The sequence below is a fragment of the Nocardioides zhouii genome, from assembly GCF_004137345.1.
Lineage (GTDB): Bacteria > Actinomycetota > Actinomycetes > Propionibacteriales > Nocardioidaceae > Nocardioides > Nocardioides zhouii.
In genome coordinates, this window is the sequence record NZ_SDWV01000024.1 from 71090 (window position 1) to 84488 (window position 13399).

A 13399-nucleotide genomic window follows, 5' to 3' on the forward strand; every position below is an offset into this window, starting at 1 on the left:
CGGAGGTCGACAGTGGAGCCTGAGCACGCCCGCGCAGCCGCGCCCGGCGTCTCTGGCGACCCCATGGTCGGGCGTCTGCTCGAGCGTCGCTATCGCATCGGCCCCCGCATCGCGCGCGGCGGCATGGCCAGTGTCTACGAAGCCACCGACACCCGCCTGGACCGCACCGTCGCGGTGAAGGTGATGCACCCCGGGCTCGGTGACGACCAGGAGTTCGCCGAGCGCTTCGTCCGCGAGGCCCGTGCCGCTGCCCGGCTCAACCACCCGCACGTCGTCGGCGTGTACGACCAGGGCGACGACACCTCCGACGGCCAGGACACCGTCTTCCTGGTCATGGAGTACGTCCCCGGCCACACGCTGCGCGACGTCGTGCGCAAGGAGGCGCCGATGCCGCCCCGGCGCGCGCTCGCGCTCCTCGAGCCGGTCGTCTCGGCGCTCGGCGCCGCCCACCGTGCCGGGCTGATCCACCGCGACGTGAAGCCGGAGAACGTGCTGATCGCCGACGAGGCGCACGGTGGTCGGATCAAGGTCGCCGACTTCGGCCTCGCCAAGGCCGTCAGCGCCGACACCCAGCACACCGCGACCGGTGGGGTGCTGATCGGCACCGTGTCCTACCTCGCGCCCGAGCTGGTCGTCGACGGCCGGGCCGACGCCCGCGCGGACGTGTACGCCGTCGGCGTCGTCCTCTACGAGCTGCTGACCGGCGCCAAGCCCCACGAGGGCGAGTCGCCGATCCAGGTGGCGTACCGCCACGTTCACCACGACGTCCCGATGCCCTCGCTGGTGCAGCCCGGCATCCCCGACTATGTCGACGCGCTCGTCGCCCGCGCCACCTCCCGCGACCGCGACCACCGGCCCGCCGACGCCACCGTCCTGCTGCACCACCTCCACCGCGTCGAGCAGGCGTTGCGCGAGGGGCTCGACTCCGACCCCGAGCTGGCCGCCGACCTGCTCCCCCGCCGTACACCCGCGGACGACGTCCCGGAGCCCGGCAACGACACCACCCCCGAGCCCTTCGACGCGGGCGCCCTTGCGCTGCTCACCGAGGTCGACCCCCGCGACTCGGGCCTCGTCGCCGACGGCAGCCCCGACCGCACCACCGCGATCGAGCGGCACCCGGTGCCGGCCCACACGACGCCGGTGGCACCGATGACCGAGCCGATGATGGTCGCGGCACCCATTGCGGCCGCGGCACCGGCTGCCGCCGCAGCGACTCCCCCGGCGTCCCGCTCCGCGCCAGGCCGCGCCCCCGGTCGGGCGCCGACCAAGGCCGCCCCCGTCGCCACGACCGCCCGCCGCCGCTCGGTGAAGGGACCGGTCGCCCTGCTGCTGGCGATCCTGCTCGTCGCCGGCATCGCCCTCGGCGCCTGGTGGTTCGGCTGGGAGCGCTACACGACCACCCCCGGGGTGCTCGGGCTCGACGAGGCGGCGGCGAGCGCCGAGCTCGAGGACGCCGGACTCGAGGCCGAGGCCGGCGAGCCGGCGTACTCCGAGAACGTGGCGGCCGGCCTGGTCATCGACAGCGACCCGGAGCCCGGCGGCAAGGTCCTCGACGGCGGCACCGTCACGCTGGTGCTGTCGCTGGGACCCGAGCGCTACGACGTGCCGGAGCTGGCAGGCCAGACCGAGGACCAGGCGCAGGACGCGCTCGCCGCGACCAACCTCGCCTTCGGCACCAGCGCGGGCAGGTGGAGCGAGACCGTGCCGGAGGGCCAGGTCATCCGCACCTCGCCGAAGGCCGGGACGACCCTCAAGCCCGGTGCCACGGTTGACCTCGTGCTGAGCCGCGGACGCAAGCCGATCACCATCAAGGACTGGACGGGCAAGCCCCTCGCGAACGCCAAGGTGGCCCTGGAGCGACGCGGCCTCGAGGTCAGCGTGACCAGCGAGGTCCACAGCGACACCGTCGCCGAGGGCGACGTCATCTCGCAGGACCCCACGACGGGGACGCTCTACCGCGGCGACACGGTGTCGTTCACGGTCTCGCTCGGACCCGAGCTCGTCGAGGTGCCGAACGTCGAGGCGATGGGCGTCGAGGCAGCCACCGAGCTGCTGGAAGGACTCGGGTTCGAGGTCGAGACCCAGCAGGCCCAGATCTACCTCGGCCTCGGCTACGTCTCGAGCTCCGACCCGGGTGAGGGCGAGCGCGTCGCGAAGGGCTCGACGATCACGTTGTCGGTGGTCTGAGGACCTAGCCTTCCTCCGGTGAGTCACGAGCCGTCCCGTCGTACGACGCTGCTGGCCGCGGCTGTGCTGCTGGCGCTGGCTGCCTGCTGGGGATCGACGTTCTTCCTCATCAAGGACCTGCTCGACCGGGTGCCGACCCTCGACTTCCTGGCGCTCCGCTTCACCATCGCGTCCGCCGCGCTGCTCCTCGTCGCACCCCGGGCGCTGGGTCGGCTGTCCCCCACCGTCCGCAGGCACGCCGTCGTGCTCGGCCTGCTCTACGGCGTCGCCCAGATCCTCCAGACGACCGGTCTCGCACACACGCCGGCGAGCGTCAGCGGCTTCGTCACCGGCCTGTACGTCGTCTTCACGCCGCTGCTCGCAGCCGCGATCCTGCACACCCGCATCCCGCCGATCACGTGGGTCGCCGTCGTGCTCGCCACGATCGGCCTCGGCGTGCTGGCGCTGCGCGGCTTCAGCACCGGCTACGGCGAGCTGATCACGCTGGCCTCGGCGGTGCTCTACGCCCTCCACATCGTCGGGCTCGGCGCGTGGTCGACCGCGCAGGACGCAGTCGGCATGACGATCCTGCAGGTGATGGTGATCGCCCTCGTCTGCACCCTCGCGACCGTGCCCGACGGGATCGTCCTGCCGGCGCGTACGAGCGACTGGGTGTCGGTGGCGTACATGGCCGTGATCGTCGGGGCCATGGGGCTGCTCGGACAGACGTGGGCGCAGGCCCACCTGCCACCCACCCGCACCGCGCTCATCATGAGCATGGAGCCGGTCTTCGCGTCGCTCTTCGCCGTCTGGCTCGGCGGCGAGGACGTCACGAACCGCCTGCTCCTCGGAGGCTCGATGGTGCTGGGCGCCATGCTCATCGTCGAGCTCGCGCCCCGCCGCGTGGTCGAGGGCGAGGTCCCGCACATCGCGGTCTGAGACCCCGGGACGGGAGGACGGGATGGGCTCCTCCCCCTATCGTGGCCCCGTGGACACCTGTGTGCGGTGCGGGGCAGACCTCGGCGTGGGCCGGTTCTGCCTGAACTGCGGGCACCCCATCGGCGAGCCGGCGCCGGTCGCTGCACCGCCGCCCCCGGTCGCGGTGGACCCCGGCCCGCCTCCCGCACCGGCCGACGCACCGCCCGAGCCGACCGCGTTCCCGGTCCAGGCAGCCGACCCGACACCCGTCGCCCCGGTGGCCGATCCTCTGGCCGATCCGGTGGCACCCGTGGCGCCTGCTCCTCCCCCGCGGACCCCGGCGCCCACGGCACCGGCTCCTGCCCGCTCCGCCTGGGACCCCGAGCGGGACCTGCTCCCGTACGAGGAGGTCGACGCGCTCCACACCGACGACCCGGTGCGGGGTCGGGCGTGGATCTTCTGGGTGCTCGGAGCGGTGCTGCTCGTCGGCCTGGTCGTCGTCCTGCTCGAGGCCTTCGCGACCGACGAGGACGGCACCACAGCGTCCGACCCGACGTCGAGCGCCTCGACGGCGCCGAATGACACCGGTGACGGCGAGTCGACCGAGCCCGACGAAGAGGCGGAGGAGGCGCCGAAGGGCGTCGGCAAGCTCGTCAACCTGGCAGGCCAGGCCACCTTCGAGGTTCCGGGCACCGCCCCGCCCACGACCGACTTCGACGGCAACCTGGTGGCGTACGAGGCGAGCCAGATGCAGGACGGCAACCTGAGCACCACGTGGCGTACGGCCGGCGACGCGTCCGGTCAGGCCGTGACGATCACCCTGCCGGAGCCGGGCGTCGTCTCCCGCGTCGGGCTGGTCAACGGCTACACCAAGCAGGTCGCCGGAGTCGACTGGTACCCCAACAACCGGCGGATCCTGTCGGTCACCTGGGGCTTCGACGACGGCACGTCGGTGGAGCAGACCTTCTCCGAGCGACCCGGGATGCAGCGGCTGAAGGTGCCGCCGGTGGAGACGTCGACGATCACGATCACCATCACGGCGGTGACGCCGCCCGGCAGTGGCAACCTCGGGCGCGACTACACCGCGATCAGCGAGGTCGCGGTCATCGGGCGGCGAGCCGGCTGAGCACCACGGCCGCGCGGTCCGCGTCGGCCGGCGTGACGTCGAGGTGCGTGACGAGTCGCACCGCCCGCGGTCCGACCGTGGCGATCCGTACGCCCTCGTCGGCGGCGGCAGCCACGAACGACGCCGCGTCGGGACGGTCCACCACGACGATGTTGGTGTCGACCGTCGCTGGGTCGAGGCCGAGCGCCTCGCCGAGCAACCGCGCGTGGACGTGGTCGTCGGCCAGCCGGTCGACGTGGTGGTCCAGGGCGTACGCCCCTGCTGCCGCGAGCACGCCGACCTGGCGCATCCCGCCGCCCATCCGCTTGCGTCGTACGCGCGCCAGGTCGATGGCGTCGGCCGAGCCGATCATCAGCGAGCCGATGGGTGCCCCGAGGCCCTTGGAGAGGCAGACGGCGAGCACGTCGGCGATCCGTCCGTAGTCCGCCAGCGGCGTACCGGTCGCGACGTGGGCGTTCCAGAGGCGCGCGCCGTCGAGGTGGAGCTTGGTCCCCGTGGTGTCGGCCCAGGCCCGGAGGTCGCGCAGGTCGTCGATCGGCAGGACGGTGCCGCCGGCGAAGTTGTGGGTGTTCTCGACCGAGACGGCCGCGGTCCGGACGAAGAACGGGCCCATGTCCGGGGCGTACATCGACTCGATGGCCGCCAGGTCGACCTGACCGCGCTCGCCGGTCCAGGTGCGCATGGTGATGCCGCTGATCGCCCCGTGGGCGCCGAGCTCGGCGCGGGCGATGTGTGCCGAGGAGTCGCACAGCACCTCCTCGCCCGGCGAGACGACCGACGCGACGGCGAGCACGTTGGCCATCGACCCGGTCGGCGTGAACAGCGCGGCCTCGTGGCCGAACATCCCCGCGACCCGCTCCTGCAACGCCAGGACCGTCGGGTCCTCGCCGTACACGTCGTCCCCGACCTCCGCGCGTGCCATCGCCTCGCGCATCGCCTCGGTCGGCCGGGTCAGGGTGTCGGAACGCAGGTCGATCACGGTGGCGAACCTACCGGGGGCCGTCCCGTCCTCCGGCGAGCGGTGGCCCACCCACACTCCGCGCGAGGCGAATGTGGCTGGGCCACCGCTCGGCGGCGCGCCGCGTACGACACGCGCGTGGGCGGTGGTGGAGCCACACTTCCGGCCGAGGAAAGGTGGCTGGACCACCGCTCGAGCAGGGATCAGGCCTTCCGGAGCATCTCCGCGACCAGGAACGAGAGCTCGAGGGACTGGACCCGGTTGAGGCGGGGGTCGCAGACGGACTCGTAGCGGTTGGCCAGCCCGGCCTCGTCGATCTCCTCGCCGCCGCCGATGCACTCGGTGACGTCGTCGCCGGTGAGCTCGACGTGAACGCCGCCGGGCCAGGTGCCGAGGCTGCGGTGCACGTCGAAGAAGCCCTGGACCTCCTCGATGACGTCGTCGAAGCGACGGGTCTTGTAGCCCGAGGACGCCTCGAAGGTGTTGCCGTGCATCGGGTCGCAGACCCACGCGACCTGGACGCCCTCGGCCGTGACCTTCTCGACGAGCGCCGGGAGGCCGTCGCGGATCTTGTGGGCGCCGAAGCGGGTGATGAAGGTGAGGCGCCCGGGCGTGTTGTCCGGGTTGAGGCGCGCGGCGTAGGCCAGTGCGTCGTCCGGGGTCGTCGTCGGGCCGAGCTTGATGCCGATCGGGTTCTGGATGCGCGAGAGGAGCTCGATGTGGGCTCCGTCGAGCTGGCGGGTGCGCTCGCCGATCCACACGAAGTGGGCCGACACGTTGTAGGGCAGGTCGGTGCGCGAGTCGATGCGCGTCAGCGACTGCTCGTACTCCAGCAGCAGGGCTTCGTGGCTGGAGTGGAAGTCGACGCGGTGGAACTCGTCGGGGTCGGCGCCGATCGCCTTCATGAAGGTGAGGGCGCGCTCGATCTCGTCGGCCATCGCCTCGTAGCGCTGGCCGAACGGCGAGCTCTGCACGAAGTCGGTGTTCCAGGTGTGCACCTGGCGCAGGTCGGCGTAGCCGCCGGTGACGAACGCGCGGACCAGGTTGAGGGTCGCCGCGGACGAGTTGTAGACGTCGACCAGCCGCTGCGGGTCGGGGATGCGGGACTCGGGGGTGAAGTCGTAGCCGTTGACGGCGTCTCCGCGGTAGGCCGGCAGCGTCACGCCGTCGCGGGTCTCGAGGTCCGAGCTCCGCGGCTTGGCGTACTGCCCCGCGAGCCGGCCGAGCTTCACCACGGGCACCGAGGCGGCGTACGTCAGGACGACGGCCATCTGGAGCAGCACCCGCAGCTTGTTGCGCACGTTGTCGGCGGTGACGCCGGAGAAGGTCTCGGCGCAGTCGCCACCCTGCAGGAGGAACGCCTCGCCGCGGGTCACGGCGGCGATCTTCTCGGTCAGGTCGTCACACTCACCCGCAAAGACGAGCGGCGGCACGGTCCTCAACCGAGCGACGGCAGTGTCGACTGCTCCCGCGTCGGGGTAGGTCGGCTGCTGCAGGGGCCCGAGCGCGTGGAGCTCCTCGAGGGTGGGGATGGCGGTCACCCTGCAAGGGTACGGCGCCGCGCCCGCCCGACCCGAACCGTGACCGCCCGGTGGGCGGACGCCGGCCGGACCGTCAGGGCCGGGGAGCGAGCACGCCGTCGGCGTCGTCCACCCGCAGCCCGCCGGACCGGGTGCGGCTGGCCTCGAGCGTGCCGGTGACGAGGGAGGCGTCGGGATAGCTGATGTGGCCGGGCGCGCCCTGGCGCGAGGTGGTCCAGAGCCGGTCCTCGAAGCCGATCTCACCGCGGAACTGGTGGTTCTCCAGGACCAGCCGGTCGGCAGTGGCCTGGCCGACCACGTACGACGCCTCGCCCCGGTAGAACAGCGACCCGTGGGAGACCTCGAGGATCCCGTCGCGCTGGTGGACCGTCTGGTCGTGCACCTCGCCGCTGAGGTAGACGTCGACGCCGCCGTCGACCATCGCCCGCCACAGGTCGGAGCGCACCCCCTTCTCGTACGACAGGTGGCTCGAGTTGCGCGCGCGGACGTCACCGGTCATCGGGACGTGCCCCTGCACCATCACCCACGGCACGTCGTCGCGGCGGGCCTGGCGCAGCACCCGCTCGAGCCACGCGAGCTGGGCCGGGTCGACGGACATGTGCACGTCGCCCCCGCGACGCTCGAACACGTCGAGGGTCACCAGCAGCACGTCCTCGTCGAGGCGGACGGCGTACGCGGTGCGCCGGGCCGGACCGGTGGGTGGGTGCTTCGAGAAGCGGGACCGTCCGCCGGCACCCGCCAGCATCTCGTCGGCGAAGATCCGCTTGAACTCCGGCACGTGGCGGCGCTTGAAGTCGATCCAGGCGTCACGCGGCGCGCGCCACGGGTCGTCGCCGATCTCGTGGTCGCCCACCGCGGGGAAGGTGCGCAGGTCGTGGCTGGCGAAGCGCTCGCGATAGGCCGGGTAGTAGACCGCGGCCGCCCGGCGCCACGCGCGCATCCGCTGCGCCTCCGTACGGACCGGTCCGAAGACGCCGCTGCGAGAGTCGTCGCGGCCCCAGCGACCCTCGACGAGGTCACCCGCGACGAGCACGTCGCGGGTGCCGTGCGACGCCATCTCGCTCATCACGTGGTCGAGCCCGGCGTCGTACTCGGCGTTGGTGGAGTTGGCGACCTCCCCCGTGCGCGGGTCGATGAACTCCTTGCGCCCGTCGGCGGTCAGGTCGGCGACGTCCTGGTTGAGGAAGTCGGGGGCCGAGACGAACCGGTACGCGCGCCGCAGCTCGGGGGCGGCCGGCACCGCCGGTCGGTCGCGCGGGCCACCTCGGGGCAGGGCTCCCTCCGGGCCTCCGTCGGCAGTCGGCGAGGTCGTCGGAGCGGGGTACTCGCCGCCCGGCGTGGCGCTCGCCGAGGGCGACGAGGGGGCGACCGAGGTGCAGCCGAGCGCCGAAGCGATCAGCAGCCCCAACAGCATTCCGAGAGGTCGTCGTGTCACTCGGCCCACCGTAGACGGCCATCCCGATCGGGCCGTCCTCGACACGGCCGGGACGTCCCGGCCGTGCGCTACTCGAGGTGGTCGATGTCGCGGAAGCCGGTCTTCTTGGCCCGGACCCCGCGGTTGGTGGCCCAGGTGAGCGCCCAGAGCACGACGCCGATGGCGAGCAGTCCGCCGGCGATCTTGTACTGGACCATGTCGGCCTCGAGCCGGGCCCACGGGCCGAGCAGGTAGCCGCAGCAGATGGCGCCGATCACCGGCAGCACGGTCGGGGCGCGGAACGCCCGTTCCGGGGTCGGGTCGCGGCGCAGCACGAGGCAGGCGATGTTGACGATGGTGAAGACGGCCAGCAGCAGGAGGGCCGTCGTGCCGGACAGCGCGGCCACCACCGACGACTCAGCGTCGAGGGTGACGACGCTGATCAGGCCCAGCGCCAGCAGCGTGGTGAAGAGGATCGCGGTCCACGGCGACCGGCGACCCGGCAGCACCTTGCCAAGCGAGCGCGGCAGCACGTCCTGCTGCGCCATGCCGTAGATCAGCCGGCTGGCCATCAGCATGTTGATGAGCGCGGTGTTGGCGACCGCGAAGACGGTGAGGAACGGGAAGAGCTTGTCGATGGGCAGGTCGGGCGCACCGGTCTTCACCACGTCGAGCAGAATGCCCGCCTCGGCGTTGGTGGGCTCGGCGATCTGGCCGGCCGGGATGACCGCGACGACGGAGATCGCGACCAGCATGTAGATCACGACCGCGATCCCGAGCCCGGTGAGCATCACGCGCGGGAAGATCTTCAGCGGGTCCTGGGTCTCCTCGACCATGTTGACCGAGTCCTCGAAGCCCACCATCGAGAAGAACGCGATCGCGGTGGCGATGGTGACGGCCATGAAGAGGCCCTTGTCGTCCGGGCTCTCGAAGACGGTGATCCGGCTCAGGTCGCCGTCGCCGCGCCCGATCACCCAGACGCCGATGCCGATCACGATGGCCAGCGCGGTCATCTCGACGATGGTGAGGATGACGTTGAACTTCACGCTCTCGCCGACACCGCGGAGGTTGATCGCGGCGAGGATGAGCATGAAGACGAGGGCGGTCACGAGGGTCGTCGTCGTGCTCGGGTCCTCGTTGCCGAAGCCGATCAGCAGGTTCGCGGCGAGCAGGTTGGACGACGTCGACGCGCTGGTGATGCCCGAGCACACGACCGTGAAGGCCACGAGGAAGGTGATGAAGTGGATGCCGAACGCCTTGTGCGTGTAGAGCGCGGCCCCGGCGGCCTGCGGGTACTTCGTCACGAGCTCGAGGTAGGAGAAGGCGGTCACCGTCGCGACGGCGAAGGCCACCAGGAACGGCAGCCAGGCGATGCCGCCGACCTGCCCGGCCAGCTTGCCGGTGACGGCGTACACGCCCGCGCCGAGGATGTCGCCGACGATGAACAGCAGCAGGAGCTTGGGTCCGAGGACGCGCTTGAGGTCGGCGTCCTCCGGGCCGTTGACATCCGGTTGTGTGGCTTCTGTCGTGCTCATCGAGACTCCCCTCGTCGGTCCGTGCACCGCACGGCGTTGCCTCACAATGGCCTTTGTCTTCGGGACTGGGCAACCATCGACCCACCCCTACAACGGGGTCGAACGCACTTCGTCACTGTCGGGCCCACGGTCGGGTGAGTGACCGCAGTGCGGTCGCCCTTCCGCTCTCGGACCGTTTCCTCACTACCCTGCTGCCCATGCCGACTCGCGTTGCGCTCCTGACCGCCGGTGGCTATGCCCCGTGCCTGTCCTCCGCCGTAGGTGCCCTGATCGAGACCTACGACGCCACCGATCCCGACATCGAGCTGATCGCCTACAAGCACGGCTACCACGGCCTGCTCACCGGCAACAGCCTCGTGATCGGTCCCGAGGAGCGTGCCGGCGCGGCACTCCTGCACCGCTTCGGCGGGAGCCCGATCGGCAACAGCCGCGTGAAGCTCACCAACGACGCCGACTGCCGCAAGCGCGGTCTCATCGGCGAGGACGAGACCGCACTGGCCGTGGCCGCCGCACGGCTGCAGGCCGACGGCGTCGACATCCTGCACACCATCGGCGGCGACGACACCAACACGGCGGCGGCCGACCTGGCGGCGTACCTCCGTACGCAGGGCTCGGAGCTCACCGTCGTCGGGCTGCCGAAGACCATCGACAACGACATCGTGCCGATCCGGCAGAGCCTCGGCGCGCAGACCGCCGCGCAGGAGGCGTCCCGCTTCGCCCAGCACGTCCTCGCCGAGCACGGCTCCAACCCGCGGATGCTGATCGTGCACGAGGTGATGGGCCGGGCCAGTGGCTGGCTGACGGCCGCTGCCGCGCGCGACTACATGGCCTGGCACGGCGAGCAGCAGTGGCTCCCCGGCATCGGCCTCGACCCGCGCCGCTGGGCGATCCACGCAATCTACGTCCCTGAGCGCGGCATCGACCTCGCCGCCGAGGCCGACCGGCTGCGTACGGTCATGGACGAGGTCGGCTGCGTCAACATCTTCCTCGCCGAGGGCGCGGGGATCGACGACATCGTCACGGCCCTCGAGGCGGCCGGGGAGACGGTCGGGCGCGACCCGTTCGGCCACGTGAAGATCGACCTGGTCAACCCGGGTCGCTACTTCGCCGACCGGTTCTCCGAGGCGATCGGCGCGGAGAAGCGGATGGTGCAGAAGTCCGGCTACTACTCCCGCTCGGCTCCGGCCAACGAGACCGACCTCGCGCTCATCCGGGAGATGGCCGAGCTCGCGGTGACGTGCGCGCTCGCGGGCACGCCGGGCGTCATCGGCCACGACGAGGACCGCGGCGACGAGCTGCGCGCGATCGAGTTCGAGCGGATCGCCGGGCACAAGCCGTTCGACCCCGAGCAGGCCTGGTTCACCGAGCTGCTGCGCGGCACCGGCCAGGCCTGACCGGCACCGTCACTCCGGGGCCGGCACCGGCTCCGTACGCTGGGTGACCCGCAGGGCAGCGGCCGGCAGGACGCGCGGCAGCGTCCGGAGGTACGCCGCGGTGGCGAGCGCCACCACGGTCAGCACCCACCACAGCGTGGACTGCCCGTGGGCGAGCAGCCACGTGAACGCGATCGGCGTCACCGCGCCGCCGATCCCCCAGCTGAGCTGGAACAGCCCGAGGTAGCGGCCGCGGAGGTGGTCGGGCGCTGCCTCGGCGGCCGTCGCGCTGAAGACGGGGCCGCCGACCAGCTCGCCGCCCGTGTAGACGGCGGCACCGACGAGCATCACCACGACGGCGAGCCACACGGGCAGCCAGCCGGCGAGGACGAACAGGAGGTAGCCGGCGGCGAAGACCAGCTGGGCGAGCGCCATCATCCGGCCGCGGACACGCCCGGTCATGCGGCGTACGACGAGTCCCTGGCCGAGCCCGACGAGCGCGGTGTTCAGCGTGAAGATCGCGCCGACGACCCAGCCGGGCAGGTCGATCGTCTCGGCGACGTAGACCGGCAGGGCGAAGTTGAGCACCATCATCCCGACCACGAAGCCGAACTGTCCGACCACGAGCCGGAGGTAGGCCCGGTCGCGCAGGACGACACCCCAGCCCTCGACCGGCGCGTCGTGGGCTTGGGCCACACGGTGGTCGGGCACGTCGAGGAGCAGCACGAAGGCGAGCACGAACGTCACGGCGTTGACCACCACGACCGATTGGTACGCCGCGTCGGTCCCGATCTGCAGCGCGACGCCGGCCAGCACGCCACCCACCGAGAAGCCCAGGTTGCGCACCGCCTGCAGGAAACCGAACCAGAGCTCGCGCTCCCCCGGCGCCGAGATCGCGGTCACGACGTTGCCGAAGGACCCCCAGAACGACTGGCGGCCCAGGTTGAGCAGCGCGGTCCACAGCGCCACGGCGAGGAGCGAGTCGGCCCAGAGGTAGGCGATCATCCCGGCCGCCTGCACGAGGTTGCCCGCGAGCATCATCTTGCGCGGGCCGAAGCGGTCGACGAGCGTGCCGATGACGAACGCCGCGGGCATGCTCAGCAGCGCCGACAGCGACAACGCCGAGCCGACCTGCACGAGGGACAGGTCGGTCATCGCGATGAAGTAGAGCAACGTGATCGGCATGAAGAGCCCACTGCCGACGGTGTCGGCGACGATCGCCGCGACGAACCTGCGGTGCTCCCCGACGCTGGGGAATCCGAGACGGGTGAGCACGCAGCCACCCTAGGACGCGGGTACGACGCCTCGCCTCCCAGTTCCTGCGGTCTCGCACACAAGGATCGCGGTCTCGATACAGCCCGTCACGACCTCGCGAGCTCGGTCGTGGGGCCACTCGACCTGGCCTTCCACCTAGCAACCGCTCGTTCCTCGCTGCCGCTATGTTTCGGCTCATGACGTTCTCGATCGTGGCCCGGTCCGACGACGGCGAGTCGTGGGGCGTCGCCGTCGCCTCCAAGTTCCTAGCGGTCGGCTCCGCCGTCCCGGCCGCGGCGGCCGGCGTCGGCGCGATCGCCAGCCAGGCCGACGCCAACCTGGCCTACAAGTACCTCGGCCTCGCCCACCTCGACGACGGCGCGACGGCCCAGGTCGCGCTCGACCGGCTGGTCGAGGAGGACGACGGGCGCGAGCACCGCCAGGCCGGGATCGTCGACTCCGACGGCAACGCGGCGACGTGGACCGGCGCCGAGTGCTTCGCCTGGGCCGGTGGCGTCACCGGGCGCAGCGGCGAGAGCGGCGGGTACGCCATCCAGGGCAACATCCTCACCGGCCCGGAGGTCGTCGAGGCGATGGAGAAGGCCTGGCTCGACGGCGTCGACCAGCCGGTCGAACGGCGCCTGCTCGCGGCCCTCGCGGCCGGCGACGCCGCTGGTGGCGACAGCCGGGGCCGGCAGTCGGCGGCCCTGCTCGTCGTACGCGACGGGGCGGGCTACGGCGGGCACGACGACGTGGCCGTGGACCTCCGCGTCGACGACCACGCCGACCCGGTCACCGAGCTGGCCCGCCTGGTCGACCTCAACGAGCTCTACCTCACCGTCTCGACTCCCGAGGAGCAGGTGCCCGTCGACGACGCGCTCCTGATCGAGCTCGAGACGCTGGCGAAGGCCGACGGCAAGGACAGCTTCCACATGTGGGTGGGCTCGGAGAACTACGAGATGCGTGTGGGTCCGGGGGCGAGGCCGGAGTGGATCGACCGGCGGATCCTGGCGATCATCCGGGGCGAGGGGGCGGGGGCATGAGTTGCCCTGTGTCTACCCCTGACCGTTCAGGCCGCTTTCTCGGTGGTGTTGTTGAGGACGTTTTGGAGCGC

The 13399-nt window shown here is 71.8% G+C and carries 10 protein-coding genes and 1 pseudogene; 6 read left to right on the forward strand and 5 right to left on the reverse strand.

Annotated elements, in window-relative coordinates; genetic code table 11:
• Positions 1-63 precede the first annotated feature (63 nt).
• From EUA94_RS23210 to EUA94_RS18940, 4 genes and pseudogenes are all read left to right on the forward strand, one after another.
• A pseudogene (locus tag EUA94_RS23210) lies at positions 64-945 on the forward strand (protein kinase domain-containing protein); the annotation flags it as partial.
• A gap of 219 nt (positions 946-1164) precedes the next feature.
• Complete coding sequence (locus tag EUA94_RS23215; RefSeq protein ID WP_479724698.1) at positions 1165-2187, forward strand: Stk1 family PASTA domain-containing Ser/Thr kinase; 1023 nt, start codon at positions 1165-1167, stop codon at positions 2185-2187.
• 18 nt (positions 2188-2205) lie between these two features.
• On the forward strand, positions 2206-3105 hold the full coding sequence (locus tag EUA94_RS18935) for a DMT family transporter (protein WP_129428450.1): 900 nt from the start codon (positions 2206-2208) through the stop codon (positions 3103-3105).
• Between the two features lie 49 nt (positions 3106-3154).
• Entirely contained in the window at positions 3155-4210 is a 1056-nt protein-coding gene (locus EUA94_RS18940) for an NADase-type glycan-binding domain-containing protein (protein ID WP_129428451.1), read from the forward strand.
• Here EUA94_RS18940 and EUA94_RS18945 read toward each other — a convergent pair.
• From EUA94_RS18945 to EUA94_RS18960, 4 genes are all read right to left on the reverse strand, one after another.
• Positions 4188-5189, reverse strand: coding sequence for a threonine aldolase family protein (locus EUA94_RS18945; protein WP_129428452.1), 1002 nt, complete (start codon positions 5187-5189; stop codon positions 4188-4190). The genes EUA94_RS18940 and EUA94_RS18945 overlap by 23 nt on opposite strands.
• 182 nt (positions 5190-5371) lie before the next feature.
• Complete coding sequence (locus EUA94_RS18950) at positions 5372-6709, reverse strand: class II 3-deoxy-7-phosphoheptulonate synthase (RefSeq protein WP_129428453.1); 1338 nt, start codon at positions 6707-6709, stop codon at positions 5372-5374.
• A gap of 73 nt (positions 6710-6782) precedes the next feature.
• Entirely contained in the window at positions 6783-8144 is a 1362-nt protein-coding gene (locus EUA94_RS18955) for a metallophosphoesterase family protein (RefSeq protein ID WP_129428454.1), read from the reverse strand.
• Positions 8145-8212: 68 nt separating this feature from the next.
• Positions 8213-9658: an APC family permease gene (locus EUA94_RS18960; RefSeq protein ID WP_129428455.1), complete on the reverse strand. Its 1446-nt coding sequence runs from the start codon at positions 9656-9658 to the stop codon at positions 8213-8215.
• Positions 9659-9855: 197 nt separating this feature from the next.
• Between EUA94_RS18960 and EUA94_RS18965 the strand changes: the two genes are divergently transcribed.
• Positions 9856-11052, forward strand: coding sequence for a pyrophosphate--fructose-6-phosphate 1-phosphotransferase (locus EUA94_RS18965; protein ID WP_129428456.1), 1197 nt, complete (start codon positions 9856-9858; stop codon positions 11050-11052).
• Positions 11053-11061: 9 nt separating this feature from the next.
• Here the strand turns inward: EUA94_RS18965 and EUA94_RS18970 are convergent, their stop codons facing one another.
• A complete protein-coding gene (locus EUA94_RS18970; protein ID WP_207210632.1) occupies positions 11062-12306 on the reverse strand; it encodes an MFS transporter in 1245 nt (414 codons plus the stop codon).
• A 176-nt stretch (positions 12307-12482) separates the two neighbouring features.
• On the opposite strand from EUA94_RS18970, the gene EUA94_RS18975 reads away from it, so the two are divergent.
• Positions 12483-13328, forward strand: a complete 846-nt coding sequence (locus EUA94_RS18975; RefSeq protein WP_129428457.1) for a DUF1028 domain-containing protein — start codon at positions 12483-12485, stop codon at positions 13326-13328.
• Positions 13329-13399: the final 71 nt, after the last annotated feature.